Source organism: Sphingomonas sp. PP-F2F-G114-C0414 (assembly GCF_003688595.1).
Taxonomy (GTDB): Bacteria; Pseudomonadota; Alphaproteobacteria; order Sphingomonadales; family Sphingomonadaceae; genus Sphingomonas.
This window is the reverse complement of sequence record NZ_RCWT01000012.1, coordinates 168725-192154: the sequence shown is the minus strand read 5'-3', so window position 1 is coordinate 192154 and position 23430 is coordinate 168725. Positions and strand designations below refer to the sequence as shown.

Below are 23430 nucleotides of genomic sequence, written 5' to 3'. Positions count from 1 at the left end.
GCGGGAGAGCAAGCTCTTATGCGGACACTGGCCGCAAGAGCGTCAGCCGCGCTTTGCCGTGCACGCGCATGGCGTCGACCTCGAAGCCGGGGAGTTCCACGACCTCGGCCTTCGCCGTCTCCAGGCTGATCCACGTCGCCGGTCCGACCCAACCGAGCCGCGACAGCTTGTCGAGCGCGACCAGTCCGGCACCGGTGTTGTAGGGCGGATCCATCAGGATCACGTCAAGCGGCGCCGGCGCGGGCCCAAGCGCCATCACCGACGTGGCGCGGACATCACCGCGGATCTCCAGCTTGGCGAGATTGGCCTTGAGCGCATCGACCGCCAGCTTGTCGGATTCGACGAACATGCACGTCGCCGCACCACGCGAGAGCGCCTCGATCCCGAGCGCGCCCGAGCCGGCGAACAGATCGGCGACCGCCAACCCCTCGAAGCTCCCGACGCGGCTCGTCAGCATCGAGAACAACGTCTCGCGCATCCGGTCGGCGGTGGGACGGGTGGTGTCACCTTTGGGTGCGGCGATCTGACGGCCGCGGTACAGTCCTGCGATGATCCGCATCAGCGCTTCCCTCCACGTGGTGCACGGGGCGGATGACCGCGCCCTCCCGACGGACCCTTCCCAGGTGCGGTAGGACGACTGCCGCGTTCGGGCCGCGCCGGATCCTCCGACCGCACCGGCCGTGGCTCGGCACCCGGACGACCGCTGGCACTCCGCGCCGCGCGCTTGTCGAGCGAACTGCGCCCCCGCGTATCGTCGGCCTGCGGACGGAAGCCCCGCGGTTGCTCCTGACGCTGCACGGTAGCGCCCGCGCCGACGCGCGACGGCGCCGCGCGCTCCCGCGGTGGTTTGGCGGCGCGGAAATGCTTGATCTTCGGGCTCGTGCTCAGTTCCTCGCCGCGGTCCGCACGCTCCTGCCGCACATACGGCTTGGACGTCTCGCCACTCGTCGGCCGCGCATGATGCGTTCCCGTCGGCCGAGCGGTATTCCGCACGTCCGGCCGCGCCCAAGGATCGTTGACGTCGCCGCGCTGCATCGCCGCGGTCGGACGGATCCGCTCCGGACGCGCCGGTCGCGAAGGCCGATCGGTCGGTACCGCGCCGCTCGAAAAGCCCGAGCTTGCAGGTGCCGCATACGGACTGCGAGCCGGCGTACGCGCACCAGCAGCTGGCCGGGCCCCCGAAACCGGACGCGCACCCGGTGCCGGTCGCGTCGTCGGCGCAGGCCGCGGCGCATTGCTGCCACGCTGGCTGGACCGCGCGCCGATCCCGGCACCCGCACCAGCACTCGCGCTGATCCCGATGTTCGCGCGCGCGCCCGGACCCTCGGGTCGACCCTTCGCGAGTTCCTTCTTAAACGCGACGACGTCGTGCTGCAGCACCTCGCCGATCTGCCCCGGCGGCAGGTCGCCGAGCACGAACGGGCCGTAACGCGTCCGGATCAGCCGCGAGACCTGCAACCCGAGATGCTCCAGCACGCGGCGGACTTCGCGGTTCTTTCCCTCGGTCAGGATCATTTCGATCCAGACGTTCGCGCCAGTGCGACGCTCGATATTCGCGTTGATCGAGCCATACCGGACGCCTTCGATCTCGATACCCTCGATCAGTTCCTCGAGCTGCGGCTGCGTGATGTTGCCGTAAGCACGCGCACGATAGGCACGCTCGACACCCGTCGCGGGCAGTTCGAGCTGGCGCTTGAGCCCACCATCGGTGGTCATCAGCAACAGCCCCTCGGTGTTGAGATCGAGCCGCCCGACCGGCACCAGCCGCGGCAGATCCTGCGGCAGGCGGTCGTATATCGTCGTACGGCCGGCGGGATCGCGCTCGGTGACGAGCAGCCCGGTCGGCTTGTGATACAGGAACAGCCGAGCCGAGCTCGGAGCCTCGACCGGGTCGCCATCGACCGTAACGCCGTTGAGGTTGCGCAGGATGGTCGCGGGCGTGTCGAGAATGCTGCCGTTCAGCGCGACGCGGCCCTCGGCGATCATCCGCTCGATGTCGCGGCGCGAGGCGATCCCGGCGCGCGCGAGCAGCTTGGCGATACGGTCGCCCTTGATCGGTGCGGCCGGCGTTTCGGGGGAGGTTGCGGGCGCGTCGTTCGACGGGCTGGCAGTCGGGTTATCGTCTTTTGAAGTCGTCATGGCGCGGCTGATACTATGGATCGGCGTCCAGCGCGAAAATATTTGCGACCGTTCGTGCGGCGGTGCGTTAGAACTCGCGAGCGTAACGACCTTTCGTTCGCGTCCGGGGGCCTGTCGGCAATGTTGTTCGGGAAGAAGAAGCGGCAGATCGTCCGGCTTTTGGTGGTCGAAGACGAACCGCTGGTCGCGTTCGACACCGAATATTTCCTGACCGATGCGAAGTTCACGATCGTCGCGACGATCGACCGGGTCGCTGAGGCCTTGCCGATCCTGGCGAGCGACACGGTGATCGATCTGGTGCTGGTCGACGTGAATCTGGCGGACGGCTCGGGCATAGATGTCGCACGCGCGGCACAGGCACGCGGCGTGCCGGTGATGTTCGTGACGGGAAGCTGCCCGGTCGAGGCGACCACGCTCGCCGCCGGCTGCATGGCCAAGCCCTATATGCCGCGCGACCTGATCGCGGCGATCGAGGCGATCGAGGCGATGCTCGGTGGCGGCAAGCCGACGCGCGTACCGTCGGGCTTCACGTTGTTTCCGCGGACGGCGTGACGCTGATCGGCTAACGTCTTCCCTCGCCCGGACAGCGCGCTATGGTTGGCGCATGTCCACCGATACCGTCGCCCCCGATCCCGTCGAACGCCGTTCCGTTCTCGCCACGCTCGCACCATATCTTCGGCCGAGACCGATCGCCGCGTTGTTGCTTGGCATATCGAGCGGCTTTCCGCTGGCCTTGTTGCTCGGGACGATGGGCTATTGGCTGTCGAAGGTCGGTATCGACAAGAAGACGATCGGGTTCGCGATCGGCCTGACCACCCCGTACACGCTGAAGTTCCTGTGGGCGCCATTCATTGACCGGTTCGAGATCCCGGTGCTGACCCGCTTGGTCGGACAGCGCCGCGCGTGGCTGTTCGTGGTTCAGGCGCTGTTGTTCGGATCGGTCTGGATGCTCGGGTTCAGTGCGCCGCAGGAGCATCTCGGCGTCTTCGCGTTCTGGGCGATCGTTACCGCGTTCCTCGGCGCGACCCAGGACATCGTCATCGACGCCTATCGTATCGAGATCCTGCCCGAGGACGAACTCCCGCACGGCACCGCCAACAACCAGTTCGGCTACCGCCTCGGCAATCTGGCCGCAGGCGTCGGCACGATCGCGATCGCCTCGTCCGAAGGCCTCGGGCTGGGCTGGGCGCTGGGCTACGGCCTGACCGCGTTCTGCGTCATCCCCGGCGCGCTTGCCGCTCTTTGGGCCGGGCGAGGCCTCCACGATCGCGTGCTGGCCAAGCAGCCGCAAGAGACCGGCGGGCGCTGGCTCGAAGACACGATCATCGGCCCGTTCCGCGAGTTCTTCCAGCGGCGCGGCGCGGTGCTGATCTTGCTGTTCGTGCTGATCTACAAGCTCGGCGACGCGATGGGGCAGGGGATGCTCAACCCGATGATCGTCGAGCTCGGGTTCAGCGACACCGAATTCATCGCGATCAACAAGCTGGTCGGTTTCTGGGGGCTGATCGTCGGCACCGCGCTTGGCGCGCCGTTCATGGCGTGGCTCGGTCTCGGCCGCGCGCTGTTCGTGTCGGGCGTGCTGATGATGCTGAGCAACTTCACCTTCGTGATCCTCGCTTGGCACGGCCATTCGAACACGTGGCTGACGATCGCGGTGGCGACGGAGCAGGTGACCAGCGGTATCGGCCTGACCGTGTTCGTGACGTATCTCTCGGGTCTGTCGAACCTCGCCTACACCGCGACCCAGTTCGCGCTGCTGTCGTCGTTCGCCGCGGTCGGGCGGACGTGGCTGGCGGCCCCCGCCGGCTATGCCGCCACCGCGCTCGGGTGGCCGGGGTTCTGGATGCTGACGATGGTCGTCGCGATCCCCGGCCTCGTGCTGTTGTGGATCTTGTGGCGGCAGGGTTTTGTCGTCGAGAGCGTCCGACGGGCGAGAGCGGAAGGAAGCGCATAACTCCATCCTTACCGGTCGCCCCTCATCGCGGGGCGCTTTCTCGTCCTGGCTGGCCTCTTACACCGCGCGCCTTACGCAACGGTCGACCGCAAGGCCGACCGTTCGCTGGAAGGAAGATATCATGCGTGTAGAGATCAAGGGCGTGCCGACAGCGGCCACTGTGCCGTCGCAGGCTTTGCCCCCGCTGATCGACAACCCTTCGCCCCCGAAGTCTTCGCCACCGGGCTTGCCGGTTTTGCGAACCTGAACGGTGTGATCGTCCTGACCTTGGAAAGCGCACGCTGCGATCCTGCCAGCCAGCCACCGTCGCTCAAGCGCGTCGTCGTCGGGCGGGTCGCGTTGACCAGCGCCGCCGCGCAGGCGTTGGTGGCGGGGCTCAACCAGTTTCTCGAGCAGCAGGGGCTCAGTCCCAGCAAGGCGATGGCGAGCGGCGCGACGTTCCAGTGATCGCGCCGCGCCGATCACCGGGCTCATGAAAGAACCGAAGGCCCCGCGCGCGAACGCTGCCTTGGGCGGCGACGGCGTGATCGCCGGCCGCATCACGTCGTCGCTGCATAACAGATCATCGCAAACCGTGTCGCGCGCACGACGAGAGCGTTACGCCTGAAATATGCCGGACAAACACGCGATGCAGGGCGTCGGCATGATCACACTCCATCCAGGTTTTCCCGAAAGCTCAGCCGCTCCGAGCGATGTCGATGACCATGTCGTCGGCGGTGCGCGGATCGTCATCGTCGACGACGATCCCGGTCTGCGGGAACTGCTCACCGAATTTCTGGTCGATCACGGCCTGCGTGCCGAGGCGGTCGAGAGCGGGGCAGCGCTGCGCGCCTGGCTGGCGCATCATGCATGTGATCTCGTCGTGCTGGACATGATGATGCCGGGCGAGGACGGCCTGTCGGTGCTTCGCACGTTGACGCAAAGCGGCGATGCGCCGGCGGTCATCATGTTCTCGGCGCTCGCGGGCGAAGTCGACCGCGTCGTCGCGCTCGAACTCGGCGCAGACGACTATGTGACGAAACCGTCCAGCCCCAGGGAGATCCTGGCCCGCATCAGGTCGGTGTTGCGGCGGCGCGGGGCTGCGACGCCTGCTCCTTCGGCGGCCCACGAGCCGGTGGCGAGCGAGGCGGCGCCTTCAGCCCGGATCGAGGCCTACTCGTTCGCCGGATGGACCCTGAACTGTCGCATGCGGACGCTGCACACGCCGGACGGTACCACGGTTCGTCTCACCGACGGCGAGTTCCAGCTGCTCAACGTGTTCGTGTCGCAGCCACAGGTCGTGCACACGCGCGACGACATGATCGCGCAGTCGGGCAGGGCGGAGAGCCTGTCGCGGGGGCGGACGATCGACGTGAACATCAGCCGCCTCCGACGCAAGCTGCAGGCGTTCGATGCGACTGAGATCATCCGCACGGTGCGCGGCAACGGCTATATCCTGATGCCGGACGTCGTTCGGAGCTGATCAGAAAGCAGCGCCTAGCAGCGGCCCGGCGATACGACGAGAAGTTGCGGAGAGTGCTGGGAATTCACATGGTGGCTACAGCAAAGCTGCAAGGTCAGCTAGGAAGGACTACGCCAAGTAGCGCTCCGTTTCCGATATCGGCCAACTCCGCCTTTTCCAAGGCGGGGTGGCTCCCTGAGTAGGATTCGAACCTACGGCCACTCGATTAACAGTCGAGAGCTCTACCGCTGAGCTATCAGGGATCGTTGCCGAGGGCGGCTCTATAACTGGCCCTCCGGATCATGCAAGCGGGTTTCGACGCAAATCCCTAAACTTTCGTTCCGGCCCTGCATCGGGCAACCGCGTCAGGAGATGAACTGCTCCATCGTGATGCGGTCGTCGAGCGCATGCTCCGGGTCGAACAGCAGCGTCAGCTCGCGCGCGCGGTCCATGCAGATGTCGACCCGGGCGATATCACGGATCTCACGCTGGTCGGCGACCACCGATACGGGGCGCTTGGCGGCGTCGAGGACGCGGACGCCGATCCGGGCCTTGTCGGGCAGGATCGCCCCACGCCAGCGCCGCGGACGGAACGGGCTGATCGGGGTCAGCGCGATCATGCCCGAGCCCAGCGGCAGGATCGGGCCGTGCGCGGACAGATTGTACGCGGTCGAGCCGGCGGGCGTGGCGACCAGGATGCCATCGCAGGCGAGTTCGGGCAGCACGATCCGCTCGTTGACCGTGATCTCGAGATTGGCGGTCTGGCGGGTCTCGCGCAGGAACGACACCTCGTTGATCGCGGGCAAAGTGTGGGTCCGGCCATCGACGCCGATTGCGGTCATCGTGAGTGGGACGACCTTGAACGGCTTCGCGCGCTCGAGGCGATCGAGCAGGCCATGATGGCGCCACTCGTTCATCAGGAACCCCACCGTGCCGAGGTTCATGCCGAAGACCGGCACCGGCGGCTTGCGGCGCTCCAGCATGGCATGGAGCGTCTGGAGCATGAAACCGTCGCCGCCGAGCGCGATGATCGCATCGGCTTCGTCGACCGACACCCAGTCGCCCGTGTCGGCAAGCTGGGCCTCGGCGGCGCGAGCGGGCGGGGTCGTAGATGCGACCAGCGCCAGCCGCTCGAACCGGCTCATCCTCCGGTGACGCTCATGTGACGCGATACCGCCGGACGCTCGCCGACGCCGATTCGGAAATCGTGCGCCTTTGGCTTCGCGAAGAGCCCGGCATCGATCGCGTCGTCGAGCCCGGCCGTGCCACCATCGCGCAACGCGGCCTTCAGATCGACCTGATCGTCGTGGCCGAGGCACATGTAGAGCTTGCCCTCGGTCGTGAGGCGAACGCGGTTGCAGCCGTCGCAGAAATTGGCGGTCAGCGGCGATATCAGCCCGAGCCGAGTGCGCGTGCCGTCGACGTTCCAATAGCGCGCCGGGCCACCGGTCTTATGCGCGTCCGGGGCAAGCGTGAACTGCTCGCTCAGCTCGTCGAACACCTTGGTCAGCGGCAGGAAGCGATCGGTACGATCTTCGTCGATCGCGCCGAGCGGCATCGTCTCGATCAGCGACAGGTCGAAGCCCTCGTCGCGGCACCATGCGAGCATCGGCGCGATCTCGTCCTCGTTAAAACCTTTCAGAGCGACCATGTTGATCTTGATCGCCAGCCCCGCATCGCGCGCCGCCATGATCCCGCCGATCACCTGCGACACGTCGCCGTGCCGGGTGATGTAGCGGAACCGCTCCGGGTCGCGGCTGTCCATGCTGACGTTGACGCGGCGAATGCCGGCATCGACCATCGCCTCGGCATGCTGCGCGAGACGCGTGCCGTTGGTGGTCATCGTCAACTCTTCCAGACCAGATCCGATGTTGTGGCCCAGGCGCTGGACGAGTTCGGCAACGTCGCGGCGGACGAGGGGCTCACCGCCCGACAACCGGATCTTGGTAACTCCGCGCGCGATGAACCGCTCGGCGATGATCGCAATCTCTTCGAGGCTCAGCAACTTGGCGCGCGGGAGGAAGGTCATCTGCTCGGCCATGCAATACCGGCACCGAAGATCGCACCGGTCCGTCACCGAAATCCGGAGATACTTGATCGTTCGGCCATGCGTGTCCCGCAACGGCTTTTGCGCCGGAACGCCGGGCAGGGGGTTGGCGGTGTCGATCATCATAGACGAGCTAAGCACAGCAGGGGCCTCGAACAAGGCCGAACCGGACGGTAATGGATTGGCGGGCAGCGACGCTGCGGCTAGGCTCGCACCGATGGGGTGGGGTGCGACGGATATGGAAGACATGCAGACGGCAACGACGCTGTTCGCGGTATCGTTCCGTCAACGCGATGAGATCGCCAGGATTCTGGCCGATGCTGGCGCCGGTGCGGACTGGCATGCGGCGGTGACGAGCGATGCCGTGGCGATCGAAAGCCGTTTTCTCGCAAGCGGCGCGGCAGTGGCGCTGATCGACGCGCGCGGTGCGCTCGACGAGGGGATCGCGGCGACGCTTGCGCTGGGCGGGCTGGTCGCCACCAACGGCGCGGCACTGCTGGTGCTGGTGTCGCGCGGCGATGTCGAGGCGATCGGCGAGTTCTTCGATGCGGGTGCAACGCAATTCCTGACGAGCCCGGCAGCCGATAGCGAGTTGATCCAGGCGCTCCGCTTCGCCGGGCGCCATGCAGTCCGCTCTTCTGGAAGCGCGGTCGACCGGCGCAGAATTCCTGGCGCAACGCTGTACGACCGCGAAACCGGTGACGTTCGCCGCTGGATCATCGGCCGGATCGCCGCCGACTGCCCGGTCGCGGTGGTGCTGGTGTCGTTGTCGCGCCTCGATATCGTCAATGCGGCACATGGGCGGCCGATGGTGGACGCATTGATCGAGACAGCGGTGCGGCGGACCGAGACGATCGCGCACGCGGCGATCGACGTGGACTCGATGGTCGCGCGACTTGGCGGGTCGGAATTCGCGCTGGTGATCGAGGCGTCGGGTGCAGCGGTGACGGCAGCGATCACCGCGCTCGACGCGGCGCTCGCGCGGCCGTTCGCGGTGGCCGATACGCGTGCCGTGCTCGGCTGTCGGTTCGGGGTGGCGCAGCGGCAGCCGGGTGACGACGCGGCGGCCTTGCTGCGTCGCGCGAGCGAAGCATTGGCGGAAGCCAAGGCGAGCGACGGATCGGTGTTGCATGTCGCGCTGCCCGACGGCGTCGCGCCGATCGATGCGCTGGCGATCGACCTGCATCACGCGATCGAACGCGACGAGATCGACCTGCGCTGGCAACCCCAGGTCGAGATCGCGAGCGGCCGGATCACCGGCGTGGAAGCGCTGGCGCGGTGGAGCCACCGGACGCTGGGGCCGCTCGGTGCGGATACGCTGTTCGACGCGGCCGACCGCGCCGATCTGGGGATCGCCTTGTCCGATCATATCCAGCGGCTGGTGCTCGCGCGCGCGGTTGCCTGGCCGGCGGCGCTGAACACGTTGCGGGTTTCCCTGAACCTGACCGCGGCGGATATCACGCGCCCCGGGTTCGCGGCGCTGTTCCTGGCACGGGTCGACGAAAGCGGCTTTCCGCGCGGGCGGTTGACCGTCGAGATCACCGAGACCGGGCTGATCGAGGATCTGGCGGCGGCATCGGCGTTGCTGGCGGAGCTACGCGGGGCGGGATGCCGCGTTGCGATCGACGATTTCGGCACGGGCTATTCGAGCCTGGCCTATCTGAAGTCGCTGCCGCTCGATTACGTCAAGATCGACAAGTCGCTGGTGCGCGATATCGACGGATCGGCGCGCGACCGGGTGGTGGTCGCCGGCGCGATAACGATGGCGCGGTCGCTCGGGCTCGCTGTGATCGCCGAAGGGGTCGAAACGCCGTCGCAACTCGAATTGCTCACGGCGGGTGGCTGTGGTCTGTACCAGGGCTTCCTGTTTTCGGAGCCCGTCGACGAGCCGGCACTGCTCGAACTGGTGGGGAAAGAATGATGCGTGCTCTGCTGGTGCCGGCCGTCATGATGAGCGCCGCCGCGGCGCCTGCGCAGGTCCCGGCCGAGACGGCGATCCGCGAGACGATGGCGGCGAGCGCGGCGGGCTGGAATGCAGGCGATCTCGCGCGGTTCATGGCGGTGTATGCCGACGATGCCGTGTTCGTGACGCCCAAGGGACTGCTGCGCGGCAAGACGGCGATCGCGGCCAAATATCAGCCGAGCTTCCGCGGCGTCGGCAATACACGTGGCGCGCTGTCGTTCGCGTTCCTCGAGATGCGCGGGATCGATCCACGCCACGCGATGCTGTTCGCACGCTGGACGCTGACCGGGGCGTCGACCGTGGAAAGCGGGATGACGACGCTGGTGTTCGAACGGCGCGGGACCGCGTGGCAGATCATCGCGGACCACAGCAGCTGACGCCCGACCTGCACCGATACGGGATGATGGAATGACCGACACGCTCGATCGCACGACCGCGGCGCGGTTCGCCGGGCTGACGCTGGGGCATCTGACGCGGCAATGGCCGTACAAGCTCGACCAGGTGCTGGACGGCCCCGGCGACCTGGCGCTGCCGAAGACGCTGCACCCGGTATTCCACGGCAGTTTCGACTGGCACAGCTGCGTGCACGGCTGGTGGCAGGTGATGCGGCTTGCGCGGCTACATCCGGACATGCCCGAAGCCGCCGCGATCGAGGCGCTCGCGGATCGGATGCTCGTTCCCGCCTTGATCGCGGGCGAGGTCGCCTATCTCGATCGGCCGGGCACCGGCGGGTTCGAGCGGCCGTACGGCTGGGGCTGGCTGCTCGCGCTGCATGACGAGCTGGCGTTGCAGCCCGATCGGCCTTGGGCGGCGGCGGTCGAGCCGTTGGCACGCGCGTTCGCAGGCCGGTTTGCGGCGTACCTGCCGAAGCTGATCTATCCCGTGCGTAGCGGCAAACACGACTGCACCGCGTTCGCGCTGGTCCACGCGCTGCGCTGGGCGCGGGGGCACGACGCGTCGCTCGCCGCGTTGATCGAGAAGCGCGCGCGGTACTGGTATGGCGACGATCGCGATTGCCGGCCGTTCGAGCCGAGTGGCGAAGATTTCCTGTCGGCGACATTGTGCGAGGCGGCGTTGATGAAGGACGTGCTGGGGGCCGGGTTCGCGCCCTGGCTAGCGGCGTTCCTGCCCGATCCGTTCGGTCCGGCGACGGAGTGCCTGCGCTCGCCCGCGATCGTCAGTGATCGGTCCGACGGGCGGCTTGCGCATCTCGACGGGCTCAATCTGTCGCGGGCATGGTGCTGGCGGACGATCGCCGATGCGTTGCCCGATCCTGCCGTCGCCCGCGCGATCGCCGACGCGCACCTGGCCGAAGCGCTGCCGCATCTCGCGGACGATTACATGGGCGAGCATTGGCTGGCGACGTTCGCGCTGCTCGCGCTCGAGGCCGACTGATCGCGGATCGGCAGGAGAGAAGGGGTTAGCAGAGCGGATTGCGCTGCCTAAGGTCGCATCATCGAACGAAAGAGAGTGATGATGCAAAGACGCCTGCCGTTCCTGGCCTTGCTGGCCCTTTCCACGACCGCGCTGGCACAAACGCCCGCCCCGACTTCGGCCGCGCCCCCCGCCGCCGACCCCAACACGTACCTTGAGGACATCCACGGCGCGCGGGCGCTGGATACGGTCAAGCGGTGGAACACGCGGTCGCTCGCCGCGCTCGAAGACAAGCCGGGTTATGCCGCGTATCGCCAGCGCGCGCTCGACCTGCTGCAGGACGCGCGCCAGATCGCGATGCCCGACCAGATCCTCGGCGACCAAGTCGTCAACCTCTGGCAGGACAGGGCGAATCCCCGCGGCCTGTGGCGGGTCGCCTCGCTCGCCTCGTTCGGCAGCGGCAAGCCGGTGTGGCGGAAGCTGATCGACGTCGATGCGTTGGGCAAGGCCGAGGGCAAGAGCTGGGTCTGGAAGGGCGCGACCTGCCGATCGCCCTCCTACGATCGCTGCATGATCGCGTTGTCGAACGGCGGCGGCGACGCGGTGGTCGAGCGCGAGTTCGACATCCCCTCGGGCAAGTTCGTCGCGGATGGTTTCGTCGTGCCGATGTTCAAGTCCGGGGTGAATTGGGCCGGGCCGGACGCGCTGTACGTCGCGACCGACTTCGGGCCGGACAGCCTCACCACCTCGGGCCTGCCGCGGACCGCCAAGCTGTGGCGACGGGGCACACCGCTGTCCGTCGCGACCGAGATCGCCAGCGCCGCGCCAAGCGATGTCGGGATCAATACGGCGGTCTTCACCGAGGGCGACCGGCGCTATGCGCTGGTGTCGCGCGACATCGATTTCTTCCATTCCAAGCGGAGTCATGTCGCTGCCGATGGTCGGCTGGTGGCGACGCCGTTGCCTGACGATGCGGTTATCGACACGGTACTCGACGGGCGGCTGATCGCGACGCTGTCGTCGGACTGGCGCGGCATTCCTGCCGGCGCGGTGGTCGCCTATGCGATCGCCGACGTGTTGGCGGGGCGCGAACCGACGATCGAGCGCGTGCTGGTGCCGACTGCCAGACAGGCCGTCGAACAGGTCGATTCGAGCAAGTCGGTATTGTGGGTGAAGATGCTCGACGACGTGTCGGGGCGGCTGGTGTCGCTGACGCGCGGTGCCGACGGTGTCTGGACGCAATCGGTCGCGGCGTTGCCGACCGCGTCGACGATCCATCTCGAGGCGACCGCCGGCAAGGACGATCTGGCCTATGCGATGGTCGAGGGGTTCCTCAGTCCGCCTGCATTGTATGCGGTTCGGCCAGCCACCAAACCGGTCGCGGTCGACACGCTGCCGGCGCGGTTCGATGCGTCCCGGATGCAGGTCGAACAGCGGTTCGCGACGTCGAAGGACGGCACGAAGATCCCGTATTTCCTGGTGCGGAAAAAGGGCACGCCAGGTTCAGCGGCGGGACCGGTGCCGGCACTCGTCCACGCTTATGGCGGGTTCCGCAACGCGCAGACGCCGACGTATCTGGTCGATCAGCCGTATCGCTCGGGCCCGGCCGGGCTGTTCTGGGTCGAGGAGGGCAATGCGTTCGTGCTCGCCAACATCCGCGGCGGCGGCGAGTACGGCCCGCGGTGGCATCAGGCGACGCTGCGCGAGAATCGGCAAAAGGCGTATGACGATCTCCATGCAGTCGGCGACGATCTGGTCCGGACCGGCGTCAGCGCAAAACGGAAGATCGCGGTATCGGGGCGGTCGAACGGCGGGTTGCTGGTCGGCGTCGCGATGGAGCAGCGCCCCGATCTGTACGGCGCGATCGTGATGGGATCGCCGTTGCTCGACATGCAGAAATATTCGCATCTGTCGGCGGGCGCGTCGTGGATGGGCGAATATGGTGATCCGGACAAGCCCGCGGACTGGGCGTTCATCGGGCAATACTCGCCATACCAAAACCTGAAGCGAGGTGTGAAATACCCGGTGCCGTTCATCTACACCTCGACCGAAGACGACCGCGTCCACCCCGGCCATGCGCGCAAATTCGCGGCGCGGCTGGAGGCGTATGGTGACCCCTTCTTCTATTACGAGAACCCCGAAGGCGGCCATGCGGCGGGTGCCGACAAGATCGAGGACGCCAAGCGCGCAGCACTCGTCACCGTCTATCTCAACACGCAACTCGCTACCTCGCCGCAGCGCTGATCGTCAGGAACTCATGATGCGTAATTTTCGTCTGTTGCTCGGGGTCGCGATGCTGGCGCTGCCCGTCTCGTCGATCCCCGCGCCCGTGCTGGCTGCGCAAGCCGAGACGAGCGCGTTCGCGTCGCTGTCGAAGCGCTATGTCGATGGCCTCGCCCGGCTCAATCCATCGTCGGCGACCGCGCTCGGCGATCACCGGTTCGACACGCAGATCACCGATATGTCGGCCGCAGGGCGCGGCAAGCGAGAGGCGTTTTCGAAAGCGATGCTCGCCGATCTCCAGCGGATCGACCGCAAAGCCCTGTCGCGCGAGGAGCAGGTCGATGCGGCGTTGCTCGACAATGCGCTGCGCTACGACATCTGGGATACCGAGACGCTCGGCGGGTGGGCGTGGGACCCGCAGGTCTATAACGACATCGCCGGCAGCTCGCTTTATTCGCTCGCCGCGCGCGATTTCGCGCCGTGGCCGCAGCGCCTGAACGCGGCGGCCGCGCGGATGGCGGCGCTCCCCGCGTTGCTGGCACAGGCGCGCGCGAACATCGTGGTAGCGCGCGTGCCATCGATCTACGCGACGACCGTGGCGAAGCAGAACAGCGGCATCGTCGACATCGCCGAGAGCATGCTCGCCCCGCACAAGAGCGAATTGTCCGCAGCCGATGCCAAACGGTTCGACGCGGCGCTCGTCAAACTGAAGGCGGCGGTCGCCGAGCATCAGGTCTGGCTCGACAAGACGCTCGTCCCCGGCGCGAAGGGCGACTTCCGCCTCGGCGCTGCGCTCTACGATAAGAAGCTCGGCTTCGCGCTGCAATCCGACCTCACGCGGACCGAGATCAAGCGCCGCGCGCAGGCCGCGATCGTCGACACGCGCGCGCAGATGTACGCGATCGCACGGCAGATTTTCGGGGCTAAAAAGGGCGCGTTGCTGCTTCCCGACAAGCCGTCCGAAGCGCAGCAACAGGCCGCGATCCAACTCGCGCTCGACCTTACCTACGCCAAGCGCCCGGCACGCGACGGCATGATTGACGCCTCGACCAAGGCACTGGCGCAGGCGACTGCTTTCGTCCGCGACAAGGGGTTGGTCGGGATGCCCGACAGCCCCGTGAAGATCATCACGATGCCCAAGTTCCAGCAGGGCGTCGCGGTAGCCTACTGCGATTCCCCCGGCCCGCTCGAGAAGAACCTCGGTACGTTCTTCGCCGTCTCGCCGATCCCCGACGACTGGACCGAGGCGCAGGCGACCTCGTTCCTCAGCGAATATAACGACTACATGATCCACGATCTGGCGGTGCACGAGGCGATGCCGGGGCATTATCTCCAGCTCGCGCACGCCAATGCGACGCAGTCGACGCTGCGCGCGGTGCTCGGCTCGGGGCCGTTCGTCGAGGGCTGGGCGGTGTATGCCGAGGGCATGATGGCGGACCAGGGCTTCATGAACGGCGATCCGCTGTTCAAGCTGACGGTGCTCAAGATGCGGCTGCGGTCGATCTCGAACTCGCTGCTCGACATCGGCATCCACACCGAAGGCATGACCCGCGAGCAGGCGATGCAGCTGATGACGCACACCGCGTTCCAGCAGGAGCGCGAGGCGGCGGGCAAATGGGTCCGTGCGTCGCTCGGCTCGACGCAGTTGTTGAGCTATTTCACCGGCTATTCGGAGCATATGGCGCTGCGGGAAGAGGCGAAAAAGCGGCAGGGGGCGGCGTTCGACCTGAAGCGGTACAACGACGCGCTGCTGAACCACGGTTCGCCGCCGGTCCGCTATGTCCGCGAACTGCTGTTCGACCTGCCTATCCAGTGAACGGCGTCGTCGGTGCGCAGTACGATCGTGAATCGGCCCGTGAGCTCGGTTCACGATCGTGCAACGCGCATTCCGTGAAAAGAAATTCTGTGGGGCGTGATTGGTATTGCGGAACGCCAGCGTCCAGCTTCAGTCTCGTGTCAGGCCTGAAACAGCGAAGCAGCCTTGAGAACCTTCGTCACGCCGTGCGCGTCGGTAACGGCGTATGTAAATCCCGGAAGCAGGCAGAACGCGCCGACATTGCCCTTCGGGTCGAGCGCGAGGAAGCCGACTTGGACGCCACGGATGGCGTCGCCGCGCAGATGGGCGATATGGCGCACGACCTCTTCGCACGCTTTTTGCGGGGAGGCGCCCGACCGCATCGATGCGACGACGCGCGCCGACCCTGCGACCCGGGTGACTTCCTCGCCTAGTCCGGTCGAGGTCGCGCCGCCGATGCCGGCCTCGACATAGAGGCCAGAACCGACCTGCGGCGAATCGCCGACGCGGCCGCGCATCTTGAACGCCATCCCCGAGGTCGTGCAGGCGCCGGCGAGACGGCCGTCCGCGCTGCGGGCGAGCAGTCCTATCGTATCGTGGTCGAGCGCACCGCCGGGAGTGCGCGTGCGGTTCTCGCTATTGGCTTCGGGTTGGTATTTCGCGGTCTTGAGCCAATCCCGCCACGCCTTCTCGGATTCTGGAGTCAGCAAAGATTGCTGGGGAAACCCCTGATCGCGCGCGAACCGCGTCGCGCCTTCTCCGACCAGAAAAGTGTGCGGCGTCCGTTCCATGACCCGCCGGGCAACGGAGATCGCGTGGATAGTATTCTCCAGCGCCGCGACCGCGCCGACCCCGCCGGCATCGTCCATGATGACCGCGTCGAGCGTGACGTGCCCGTCACGGTCCGGATAGCCGGCATAGCCGACGCTGTGGTTGGTCGGGTCCGCTTCGGGCACCATCGCGCCGGCCTCGACCGCATCGATCAGCGTGCCACCTGCTCTGAGCTTGGCAAATGCCGCTGCGTTCGCCGCCGCACCGAAATCCCATGTCGAGACGATCATCGCGCCCTGGCCCCCGGACGTGCCCCTGGGGGCGGGAACGCCCGACGCCTGCGCGTAGGATGCGGCCAGTGTCAGGGTTCCACAGGTTCCCAGACCCGCGAGCAGTGAGCGCCTTGTCGTCAACGGTCGATCCTCCACCGGGTGTATGTGCAGCATGCTACGCAGGCGCGGCCGACGCGCCAAGAGGTGACGCACATTTGCAACAATCCATCGTAAATGTTCCATAAAGGTATTGCATAGGTATTGACGGAACCAATTATCTGATCAAGCGTGCTGGGAGGAACTGCGCGGTCGTACGGCGCTGTCGGCCATAGGGGTAGGATATGAATTTCAGTCATTCGGTATCGCGCGTTGCGCTTGTGGGATCGCTCATGATCTGGGCCACGCCCGGAGCGGCGCAGGATGCTGCAGCGAGCCCGGTCGCTCTAGCTCAGGCTCCGGTTCAGGCTCCGGTTCAGGCCCCGGTTCAGGCCCCGGTTCAGGCCCCGGTTCAGGCCCCAGCCCAGGACAGCGCCAACACTCCCGCGCAAGCCAAGGTTCAGGCCGACGCGACCACCGCGGTCGCTCCCGCCAACGCCGATAGCGGCGCGAACCAGTCGATCGTCGTCACCGGATCGCGCATCCAGCGCCCCAACACGACCTCCGCCGCGCCGATCACCTCGGTGACCTCGCAGGACATTCGCGCGCAGGCGGCTGTCAACGTCGAAGACGTGCTGAATCGCCTGCCGCAGGTCGCGCCCGACAGCCAGCAGACCTATGCCGATTCGGACGGTCGCCAGCGGATCAAGCTGCGCAGCCTCGGGTTCGAGCGGACGCTCGTGCTGATCGACGGCAAGCGCATCGGCACGCAGAATGGGCAGGACGTCGGCATCATTCCCGCGACCCTGCTGGAGCGCGTCGACGTGCTGACCGGCGGCGCTTCGTCGGTGTACGGTTCGGACGCTGTCGCGGGTGTCGTCAACTTCATCCTCAAGAAGGATTTCGAGGGCATCCAGCTCGACGGCAATTATAACTTCTACAACCACAACAACAAGGACACGGTCGTGTCGCCGCTGGCACGCGCCGCCGGCTTCAACAGCGTGCGTGGCCTGACCAACGACGGCGGCCGTGCCGACCTCACGCTGACCGCCGGCAAGAAGTTCTTCGACGGCAAGCTGCGGATTTCGGGGTTCGCCAACTACAAGCATACCGACCCCGTGCTGCTGTCGGACCGGTCGAACACCGGCTGCTACCTGACGCAGACGACCCTGAACGCGCCGATCTCGTGCGGCCTGACGCCAAGCAGCTCGACCAGCGGTCTCGTCACGCCGCTCAGCGGCGCGAACAAGGACGCGCAATTCGTCAACAATCCCAATGGTTCGCGCACCTTCGTCCCGTTCGGCGCGGGCCCCGGCAACGCCTCGAACTATTTCAACAATTACTCTTATCAGCGTCCCTCGGAGCGGATCAACGCCGGCGGCTTCGTTAGCCTCGACATCTCGCCCAACGCCGAGCTGTACGGCTCTGGTATCTGGTTCCGCGATAAATCATACACTAACTATCCGGGAATCGCGGGCGGCAACGTCCAGGTCAACTGCAACAACCCGTTCCTGTCGGGCTCGCAGGCGACCGCGATCTGCGGAGCGGCTGCCAGCACCGCCACGACCGCACCGATCAATATCGCCTACCGTCTCGGCGATAACAACGATCAGCCAGATACCTATCTGAATACGGGCGCCCGCTTTACAGCTGGTATCCGCGGCAAGGTCGGCAGCGCGTGGACCTATGATGTCGGCGGCGTCTATGCCCGTAACCATCAGGACTACACGCCTACCTTCGTCAACTCGACGCGGTTGCAGAATTCGATCAACGTCGGTGGTACGCTCGCGGCGCCGACCTGCGCCACGACCGCCGATGCCGGCTGCGTTCCGTTCGACGCGTTCAGCGCCGGCAACACCAATCCGGCGCTGGTCAACTATCTGTTGAACACGGGTACCGCCGTGACCACCGGCACGCTGTATGACGTGCAGGCCAACGTCACCGGCGACCTCGGCAAATATGGCATCACCTCGCCGTTTGCCGAGCAGGGCGTCGCGATCGCGCTGGGGACCGAGTATCGCAAGGATACGCTGAAATCGACCGCCGACGCAGCGTATCGCGGTGCTCTGGGCGGTACCGACAGCTATCTCAAGCAGGACGTCTGGGAAGCGAACGCTGAACTCCAGGTCCCGCTGGTCGAGCATAAGCGATTTGCCGACCTGCTTCAGGTGAACGGGGGCTATCGCCTGTCAAAGTACAGCAGCAATCCGGACACCTTCAACACCTGGAAGGTCGAGGGCATCTACGCGCCCGTCAGCGATCTGACGTTCCGCGCCTCGTTCAACAAGGCGCAACGCGCGCCGACGGTCACCGAAATCCGCCAGGCAACGAATATCGACTTCGCATCCGGCGGGGCTGGCACCTTCAGCGACTTCTGTGCGCCGACGGTCACCAATGGCCCCAACGGCGTGACGTTCGGCGCGCCGGTTGCGTCGCGCGAGGTATGCCGGGCAACCGGCCTGTCCGACGCGCTCTATGGTAGCCAGACCTTGCTCTGCAGCAACGGCACGGCTCCGAACGGTTCGGCTGCGTGCACCGTCCGTTCGGGTGGCTTCACCGCCGAGCCGGAGACCGCGTACACGCAGACCTACGGCCTGATCGTCAAACCGCGGTTCGTCCGTGGGCTGTTCTTCTCGGTCGATCGCTACCGGATCAAGATCAACGATTCGCTGACCTTCAACGACTACAGCTACTACACCGACGGGTGTCAGCGTTCGAACGGCGACGCGTACTTCTGTCAGGGCATCGTCCGCAATCCGGGCACGGGCACGTTGTTCTCCAACGCCAACACCAACCCGACGACTGGCTTCATCCGGCAGGGCACGACCAACTACTACACGTCGATCGCGCGCGGCTATGATTTCCAGGCGCAGTATACGATGGACCTGGCGACGGTCGGCAAGATCGACTGGAACTTCAATGGGTCGTTGACGACGTTTGCGGGTGGCCAGGACTCGCCGGTCCAGCCGCAACGCAACTGCGCGGGCTATTACGGCAACGGCTGCGGCCAGCTGATCCCGAAATGGTCGCACGGCCTGCGCGCGACCTACACGACGGTCGGCCGCGGTTTCAGCGCGTCGTTCAACTGGCGCTATGTCGGATCGCTGACCAATGCGGACAATTCGGGTGATCCGGCGATCGGCGGCACCGACGCGCGGGCACGGACCAGCTACTACCGGGTCGCACCGCAGAGCTATTTCGATCTCGCGCTCAACTTCGCGATCGCCAAGCAGTTCTCGCTGCGTCTGATCGCGAACAACCTGTTCGACAAGAATCCGCCGATCGTTGTGGACTCGTACAGCGTCGCGCTCGCGCGGACCAACACGATCCCGTCGCGCTACGACTCGCTCGGCCGCAACATCGCAATCGGTACCACGATCAAGTTCTGATCCTTCCTCTCCCCCGACCTGAGGGCTCGCCAGCGATGGCGGGCCCTTTTTTTGTGCCGTACGACGTGGCTATGGGTTGGCGGACGGGGCCAGTTCGGCGGGGCGGTGCGTTACAGCATCGAAGGAGCCGACATGAAGATCATGACGCTACGATCCCCCGCGGGTCTCGACAATATCGTGGTCGCCGAGCGGGGCGATCCAGGCGCGCCGCCGTCGGGCGCGATCCGGGTTGCGCTGCATGGCAGTTCGATCAATTTCCACGATCTCGGCGTTGCGCTTGGTCGGATGCCGACCGGAGACGGTCGCGTGCCGCTGTCCGATGGCGCGGGGATCGTTGAAAGCATTGGCGAGGGCGTGACCGAGTTCGCGGTCGGCGATCATGTGGTCTCGTGCTTCTTCCCGGATTGGCAGGACGGCGCGCCCACCATCGGCGATTTCAGCCGCACGCCGGGCGACGGTATCGACGGGTTCGCGCAGACCCACGTCGTGCTGCCCGCAACTGCATTCACCAAGGCACCCAAAGGCTATGATTCCGTCGAGGCCGCCTCGATCACGACTGCGGGCCTCACCGCGTGGCGCGCGCTGGTGGTCGACGGCAAGCTGAAGGCGGGGGACACGGTGCTCCTGCTCGGCACGGGCGGTGTCTCGATCTGGGCGTTGCAGATCGCCAAGGCGATGGGGGCGACAGTGGCGATCACATCGTCGTCCGACGAAAAGTTTGCCCGTGCCCGCGACCTGGGGGCCGACTTCACGCTCAACTATCGGAGCGAGCCGGGCTGGGGGCGAAAAGTCGCGGACTGGACCGGCGGGCGCGGCGTCGACCATGTCGTCGAGGTCGGCGGCCCTGGTACGTTGGCGCAGTCGATAGACGCGGTCAGGGTCGGCGGGCACATCTCGTTGATCGGCGTGCTGACGGGGATCGGCGGCGAGGTGCCGACCGCAGCGCTGATGGGCAAGCAAGCGCGGTTGCAGGGCCTGATCGTCGGTAGTCGGCGCGAGCAGCAGGATTTCGTCCGTGCGCTGGAAGCGACCGCGATCCGCCCGGTGATCGACCGTCGTTTCGCGCTGGACGATCTCGCCGAGGCGTTCGCGTTCCAGCAGAGCGGCGGGCATTTCGGCAAGATCGGGATCGAGTGGTAAGGAGGATGACGAACATGGCCGAGACGAAGAACGCGATACTGTACCGGATGATCCTGCCGGATCACACCTGCCCGTTTGGCGTACGCGCGAAGACGATGCTCGAGCAGAACGGCTTCCAGGTCGACGACCGAATCCTGCGGTCACGGGACGAAGTCGACGCGTTCAAGGACGAGCACGGCGTCGCTACGACTCCGCAGGTGTTCATCGATGGCGAGCGGATCGGCGGCAGCGACGATCTTGAGCGGTATCTCGCAGCATGACGACCAGCGAACCCTTCCCATCGGCCACAGGTCTGTCGCGCACTGCATCGGTGGCGATCGTCGCGGCAGTATTAGGCGTTAGCGCTGTGCTCGGTCGACGCAATGCCCCGGATCCGTCGCATCCGCGGATTCGGCGCTGGTACAAACGCCTCGACAAACCGAGCTTCACGCCACCCGACGCAGTCTTCGGCGCGGTCTGGCCGGTGCTCGAAACCGGGCTTGCGGTCGGCGGTTATCGTCTGCTTCGTCAACCCGCCGACAGCACGCGTAACGCCGCGGTAGGCCTGTGGCTGCTCAATACCGGCATGATCGGCGCGTGGACCGAGATCTTCTTTCGCAAGCGCGATCTCGATGCCAGTGCGATCGCGTCCGGCGCGATGATCGTCAGCGGCGCCGCGTATGTCGCGACCGCCGCGAAGGTCGATCGTCCGGCGGCGATCCTTGGCGCGCCGTTCGTGGCGTGGCTGGGGTTCGCGACGGTTTTGGCGGCGCGGATTTCGGCGCGAAACGACGATGGAGCCGAGACGACCACATGACCAAATTGACGGTCTGGCATGACGGGTCCTGCCCGCTGTGTCGGCGCGAAATCGCGCTGATGCGGCGGCTCGATCGTCGCGGTGCGATCGAGTTCGTCGACGCGAGCGCGCCGGGCACGGTCTGCCCGACTGACCGCGATGCGCTGCTGGCACGGTTCCATGCCTCGGAAGACGGTCGGATGCTGTCGGGCGCGGAAGCGTTCGCCGCGATGTGGCGCGCCATACCGGTGTTACGGCCGCTCGGCCTAGCGGCGCGAAACGCCATAGTGCTCGCAATCCTCGAGCGAACGTATCGGGGATTCCTCCACGTCCGCCCGAGGCTTCAGGCGCTGATGCGCTGACTTACCACGCGGCTCAGCGCTGGTATCTGGCGATCAGCGCGCGGCGCAGCATCCGGTCTTCGAGCGAGTAATACAGCGCAATCTGGTCGCCGTGCGCAACCGTCGAGGCCGCGAACGCGATATCGGTGGCATCGCGGTTTACGGCGGGCGGGGGGAGCAGCAATGGCTCGATCCCGCGACCGGTGACGCGCGCGAAGTCCGGGCTGAAGCTGATCCAGCCGATCCGCCAGCGGGCGTCGTGCGTCGCGCCATTGTAGAACATCACCGGATCTTCCCCCGGCATTTGCCACATCGGACCGGTCGATAGGTGCCAATTGTCCCAGCTGTCGTCGCGGATGTCGAACGGGTCGGGCTGGACGGTCCACGGTCCTTTGGCGGTCGGCCCGGAGGCCATGCCGATCCGCGACGCGCCCTGCGCGGCATATTCGTAGAACAGCCGCCAGTCGCCCGCATAAGTCTGCGCGAGCGTCGCTTCCTTGATGTTGCCTTCGCCGGGCGGGGCTTTCAGGACCAGATCCTGCTTGGTCAGTGCGGTGAGATCGAGCCCTGCTGCCAGGATCATGCAGCCCTGCGACCGGGCCGCATCGACGCCGGTGTAGTAGACCAGATATTCGTTGTTCGGGGTCACCAGGACGGTCGGGTCCTCGCATCCTCCAAGATCCTCGGCGCCGGGGCCCGGGACGATCGCAAGCCCCGGATCCATCGTGAAGGTCAGGCCATCGCGACTCTCCCCGCGCGCGATGACGCCAGTCGGGTCATGCGGGCCAAGCGGATTGGGCACGCCGCGCACCATGATCCGGTGGAGATTACCTTCCTTCCACACGAAAGGGCTCATCAGGTCCATGCCGTCGATCACCGAGCCTGCGGAAATGGCGACCGTGTCGAGCTGTTCGACCGCGTAGGTGATCATCGGTCAGGCGCCCTGTGCAACAGTAAGCGACAGCGCGCCGTCGATCGTGACGGTGGTGCCGGTGATATAGTCCGCGGCGGGGGACAGCAGGAACGCGACGAGCGCCGCAACCTCGTCGGGACGACCGGCACGCTTCCACGGGATCGCCGCTTCCTTGGTCGCCAGCTCCTTCGGATTGTCGACCGCGGACTGGTTCATCGGCGTCAGGATCATGCCCGGCGCCACGCCGTTCACCGCGATGCCCTTAGGCGCCAGTTCGAGCGCAAGCGTTGCGGTCAGCTGAGCCAGCCCGCCCTTTGCCGAATCGTAATCGACGCCGCCGGGGCGGGGCGCGCGCTCGTGGATAGAGGAGATGTTGACGATACGGCCCTTGGCGCCCTTCGCTTCGAGCCCGCGCACCAGTCGCCGGCAGGTGAGGAACGGCCCGTAGAGATCCGAGCGGATGACGCGGTCGAACTGCGCCAGTTCCATGTCGGCGAGCATCACGCCGCTCATGTTGAGCCCGGCCGAATTGACCAGCAAGCTGACCGTGCCGAACGCAGACTCGGCTTGCGCGAACAGTCGTTCGATCGCCGCCTCGTCGCCGACATCGGTCTGCACGGCGATCGCGCGCTCCTTCCCGCCGATCGCTGCACAGACGGCATGCGCCGCGTCCGCGTCCTTAAAATAGGTAATCACGACGCGCGCGCCGGAGTCACCCAGGCTCTTGGCGCAGGCGGCGCCGATCCCGGACTCGCCCCCGGTCACAATGACCACCTGATCGTCGAACAGGCTCATCG

The 23430-nt window shown here is 66.3% G+C and carries 22 protein-coding genes and 1 tRNA gene; 15 read left to right on the top strand and 8 right to left on the bottom strand.

What is annotated here, in order from left to right:
- Positions 1 to 16 precede the first annotated feature (16 nt).
- The gene (rsmD, locus tag C8J47_RS12770; RefSeq protein ID WP_121885986.1) at positions 17 to 559 is read right to left on the bottom strand and encodes a 16S rRNA (guanine(966)-N(2))-methyltransferase RsmD; all 543 of its coding nucleotides are present in this window, start codon (positions 557 to 559) and stop codon (positions 17 to 19) included.
- A complete protein-coding gene (locus C8J47_RS12765) occupies positions 559 to 2139 on the bottom strand; it encodes a pseudouridine synthase (protein ID WP_121885985.1) in 1581 nt (526 codons plus the stop codon). Before C8J47_RS12765 ends, rsmD begins: the two co-directional genes overlap by 1 nt.
- Positions 2140 to 2259: 120 nt before the next feature.
- Here C8J47_RS12765 and C8J47_RS12760 point away from each other — a divergent pair, with 120 nt between their 5' ends.
- The 5 genes from C8J47_RS12760 to C8J47_RS12745 all read left to right on the top strand — a co-directional run bounded on the left by C8J47_RS12760 (position 2260) and on the right by C8J47_RS12745 (position 5555).
- On the top strand, positions 2260 to 2691 hold the full coding sequence (locus C8J47_RS12760) for a response regulator (protein ID WP_056060487.1): 432 nt from the start codon (positions 2260 to 2262) through the stop codon (positions 2689 to 2691).
- 52 nt (positions 2692 to 2743) lie between these two features.
- Positions 2744 to 4093, top strand: a complete 1350-nt coding sequence (locus C8J47_RS12755) for an AmpG family muropeptide MFS transporter (RefSeq protein ID WP_121885984.1) — start codon at positions 2744 to 2746, stop codon at positions 4091 to 4093.
- Positions 4094 to 4345: 252 nt separating this feature from the next.
- On the top strand, positions 4346 to 4540 hold the full coding sequence (locus tag C8J47_RS19555; protein ID WP_259467538.1) for a hypothetical protein: 195 nt from the start codon (positions 4346 to 4348) through the stop codon (positions 4538 to 4540).
- Positions 4541 to 4565: 25 nt separating this feature from the next.
- Positions 4566 to 4700: a hypothetical protein gene (locus tag C8J47_RS19550; protein WP_259467537.1), complete on the top strand. Its 135-nt coding sequence runs from the start codon at positions 4566 to 4568 to the stop codon at positions 4698 to 4700.
- 3 nt (positions 4701 to 4703) lie between these two features.
- Positions 4704 to 5555, top strand: a complete 852-nt coding sequence (locus C8J47_RS12745; protein WP_259467536.1) for a response regulator — start codon at positions 4704 to 4706, stop codon at positions 5553 to 5555.
- Positions 5556 to 5722: 167 nt separating this feature from the next.
- Here C8J47_RS12745 and C8J47_RS12740 read toward each other — a convergent pair.
- From C8J47_RS12740 to moaA, 3 genes are all read right to left on the bottom strand, one after another.
- A tRNA-Asn gene (locus tag C8J47_RS12740) sits at positions 5723 to 5797 on the bottom strand.
- Between the two features lie 102 nt (positions 5798 to 5899).
- The gene (locus C8J47_RS12735; protein WP_056047646.1) at positions 5900 to 6679 is read right to left on the bottom strand and encodes an NAD kinase; all 780 of its coding nucleotides are present in this window, start codon (positions 6677 to 6679) and stop codon (positions 5900 to 5902) included.
- Positions 6676 to 7707 carry a GTP 3',8-cyclase MoaA gene (moaA, locus tag C8J47_RS12730; protein WP_404969281.1) on the bottom strand — a complete coding sequence of 344 codons (1032 nt, stop codon included), beginning with the start codon at positions 7705 to 7707 and terminating at the stop codon, positions 6676 to 6678. The genes C8J47_RS12735 and moaA overlap by 4 nt, the downstream gene beginning before the upstream one ends.
- Between moaA and C8J47_RS12725 the strand changes: the two genes are divergently transcribed.
- The 5 genes from C8J47_RS12725 (at position 7694) to C8J47_RS12705 (ending at position 14957) form a co-directional block, all read left to right on the top strand.
- Entirely contained in the window at positions 7694 to 9502 is a 1809-nt protein-coding gene (locus tag C8J47_RS12725) for a bifunctional diguanylate cyclase/phosphodiesterase (protein WP_259467535.1), read from the top strand. The two genes, moaA and C8J47_RS12725, sit on opposite strands and share 14 nt — an antisense overlap.
- Entirely contained in the window at positions 9499 to 9921 is a 423-nt protein-coding gene (locus C8J47_RS12720) for an SgcJ/EcaC family oxidoreductase (protein ID WP_259467534.1), read from the top strand. Before C8J47_RS12725 ends, C8J47_RS12720 begins: the two co-directional genes overlap by 4 nt.
- A 31-nt stretch (positions 9922 to 9952) precedes the next feature.
- Positions 9953 to 10939, top strand: a complete 987-nt coding sequence (locus tag C8J47_RS12715; protein ID WP_121885983.1) for a DUF2891 domain-containing protein — start codon at positions 9953 to 9955, stop codon at positions 10937 to 10939.
- 78 nt (positions 10940 to 11017) lie between these two features.
- Entirely contained in the window at positions 11018 to 13162 is a 2145-nt protein-coding gene (locus C8J47_RS12710) for a prolyl oligopeptidase family protein (RefSeq protein ID WP_259467533.1), read from the top strand.
- A 13-nt stretch (positions 13163 to 13175) separates the two neighbouring features.
- Positions 13176 to 14957, top strand: coding sequence for a DUF885 domain-containing protein (locus tag C8J47_RS12705; protein ID WP_220683376.1), 1782 nt, complete (start codon positions 13176 to 13178; stop codon positions 14955 to 14957).
- A gap of 140 nt (positions 14958 to 15097) precedes the next feature.
- Here C8J47_RS12705 and C8J47_RS12700 read toward each other — a convergent pair whose 3' ends face one another.
- Positions 15098 to 16120 carry a N(4)-(beta-N-acetylglucosaminyl)-L-asparaginase gene (locus C8J47_RS12700; protein ID WP_259467532.1) on the bottom strand — a complete coding sequence of 341 codons (1023 nt, stop codon included), beginning with the start codon at positions 16118 to 16120 and terminating at the stop codon, positions 15098 to 15100.
- 248 nt (positions 16121 to 16368) lie between these two features.
- On the opposite strand from C8J47_RS12700, the gene C8J47_RS12695 reads away from it, so the two are divergent.
- The 5 genes from C8J47_RS12695 (at position 16369) to C8J47_RS12675 (ending at position 21741) form a co-directional block, all read left to right on the top strand.
- A complete protein-coding gene (locus tag C8J47_RS12695) occupies positions 16369 to 19464 on the top strand; it encodes a TonB-dependent receptor domain-containing protein (protein WP_259467531.1) in 3096 nt (1031 codons plus the stop codon).
- 132 nt (positions 19465 to 19596) lie between these two features.
- The gene (locus C8J47_RS12690; protein ID WP_121885982.1) at positions 19597 to 20604 is read left to right on the top strand and encodes an NAD(P)-dependent alcohol dehydrogenase; all 1008 of its coding nucleotides are present in this window, start codon (positions 19597 to 19599) and stop codon (positions 20602 to 20604) included.
- Positions 20605 to 20618: 14 nt separating this feature from the next.
- Complete coding sequence (locus C8J47_RS12685) at positions 20619 to 20864, top strand: glutaredoxin domain-containing protein (RefSeq protein ID WP_121886226.1); 246 nt, start codon at positions 20619 to 20621, stop codon at positions 20862 to 20864.
- Positions 20861 to 21400 carry a TspO/MBR family protein gene (locus tag C8J47_RS12680; RefSeq protein ID WP_121885981.1) on the top strand — a complete coding sequence of 180 codons (540 nt, stop codon included), beginning with the start codon at positions 20861 to 20863 and terminating at the stop codon, positions 21398 to 21400. The genes C8J47_RS12685 and C8J47_RS12680 overlap by 4 nt, the downstream gene beginning before the upstream one ends.
- Complete coding sequence (locus C8J47_RS12675) at positions 21397 to 21741, top strand: thiol-disulfide oxidoreductase DCC family protein (RefSeq protein ID WP_121885980.1); 345 nt, start codon at positions 21397 to 21399, stop codon at positions 21739 to 21741. Before C8J47_RS12680 ends, C8J47_RS12675 begins: the two co-directional genes overlap by 4 nt.
- 13 nt (positions 21742 to 21754) lie before the next feature.
- On the opposite strand, the gene C8J47_RS12670 is transcribed toward C8J47_RS12675, so the two are convergent.
- Both C8J47_RS12670 and C8J47_RS12665 read right to left on the bottom strand, forming a co-directional pair.
- Entirely contained in the window at positions 21755 to 22651 is an 897-nt protein-coding gene (locus tag C8J47_RS12670; protein ID WP_121885979.1) for a glycosidase, read from the bottom strand.
- Between the two features lie 3 nt (positions 22652 to 22654).
- A complete protein-coding gene (locus C8J47_RS12665) occupies positions 22655 to 23428 on the bottom strand; it encodes an SDR family NAD(P)-dependent oxidoreductase (protein WP_121885978.1) in 774 nt (257 codons plus the stop codon).
- Positions 23429 to 23430 lie beyond the last annotated feature (2 nt).